1 protein-coding gene is annotated in these 1,690 nt (G+C 73.5%); it reads right to left on the bottom strand.

What is annotated here, in order from left to right:
* The coding region (locus ABD194_RS19145; RefSeq protein WP_343994445.1) for a molybdopterin-dependent oxidoreductase at positions 1 to 1,328 on the bottom strand (1,328 nt) is incomplete at its 3' end.
* Between the last annotated feature and the right edge of the window lie 362 nt (positions 1,329 to 1,690).

Raw genomic sequence — 1,690 nt, 5'->3', positions numbered from 1 at the left:
TGCCAGGGCCCGCCGTCGACCTTCACCTCGACCGTGCCGACCCCCCGGTGCTGCGCCCAGGCGACACCGCCGATCCCCGTGCGCCCGGCCTTGATGGTCGACAGCGGCGCCGGCGTGTCGATCCGCGCGCTCGTCTTGATCGGGGCGTCCGTCGCCCACTTCCGCCTGGTCCAGTAGGCCTGCTCGGCGGCGTACGTGGTCAGGGTGAGCGTGGTCAGCCACTTCGTGGCGCCGACGAAGCCGTAGAGGCCGGGCGTGACGAGCCGGGCGGGGAAGCCGTGGACGTCGGTGAGCTGGGCGCCGTTCATGCCGATGGCGACCATGGCGTCACGCCCGTCACGGACGACGGCGAGCGGCGTGCTGATGGTGAAGCCGTCGACCGACGTGCTCAGCACCTGGTCGGCGCTGCCCTGGACGCCGGCCCGGTCGAGCAGGTCGGTCAGGCGCACCCCGAGCCAGCGGGCGGAGCCGAGGTAGCCGCCGCCGACCTCGTTGGAGACGCACGTCATCGTGATGTCACGCTCGATGAGCGGCATGGCGGCCAGCTCGGCGAAGGTCAGGCTGTACGACCGTTCGACCATGCCGTCGACCTCGAGCGTCCACGTGTCGACGTCGACCTTCGGCACCGTGAGGTTGGTGTCGACGCGGTAGAACGAGGCGGTCGGTGTCTGCAGCGGCGAGACGCCGGGGACCGTGGCCTCCAACCCCTTCGGCAGCGGGGCGGCCGGGTCGCCGGCCCGAGGGAGCACGACCTTCTTGACCGCCTGGGCGCCGCTGCGCAGCTGCCCTCCCGCGGCGGCGAGGATCGAGAGGGCGGTGACGCCGAGAGCACCGGCGAGGAAGCCTCGCCGGCCGGAGGTCGCACCCGTCGCCGTCGCCGTCGGCCGGGGAGCGTCGCCCGCGGGCGTACGCGTGAGGCGGGCGAGCAGGACCAGCGTGGCGACCCCGGCGGCCATGGCCGCCACGGCAGGGACGGCGTCCACGGGGTGGGCGGCCGGGCGCAGCAGCGCGGTAGCCCCCGCGAGGGCGGTGAGCAGGACGAGGAAGCCGACGCCGATGGCGATCCGGCGGCGGCTGGCGAGCCCGGCGACGGCAGCGAGCGCGAGCGTGACGACGAGGACCGAGCCCTGGAGCACGGCCTTGTCGTTGGTCCCGAACGTCGCGATCGCCCACTCCTTCACCGGAGTCGGCGTCAGGTCGATGACGGTCGAGCCCACGGCGAGCACCGGTGACGCCGCCGGGTCGAGGAAGCCGGCGACGAGGTGGCCGGCGGCGATGCCGGCGACCGCGGCGAGGATCCCGCTGAGGGCAGGTCGGAGGCGCGTCATGGGGTGGGGTTCGGTGCGGCGCACCCGCTCGGATTGCACGAGTTGTCCTCGCACATATGGGCCAACCTTGGACACGTCACTTGCCGGTGGGTCGGCTGTGGCCCAAGGTGGGCATGTGTCGCCGACGGATAGAGCCGCCCCACGACGGTCGGCTGCATGACCTCGCAGGTGTCGATGCAGGCGAGCGCGGGCTTCGCGAAGCCCCGCGGCGGCCAACCACGGCCGGCCGACCCTGCCGGCACGAGAATGACTGAGGCCGTGGGCCTGCGCAGTCCTGCCGACACCCTGGCTCGCGCCGACGAGCTGCTCGAGCAGGTGTGCGACCGGCTCGAGGCGCAGTGGCGGGAGAGGTCCCCGGAGGA

This window comes from Terrabacter terrae, from assembly GCF_039529575.1.
GTDB lineage: Bacteria > Actinomycetota > Actinomycetes > Actinomycetales > Dermatophilaceae > Terrabacter > Terrabacter terrae.
Note: the sequence above shows the minus strand (reverse complement) of the source record. Positions and strands in the feature narration are given on the sequence as shown.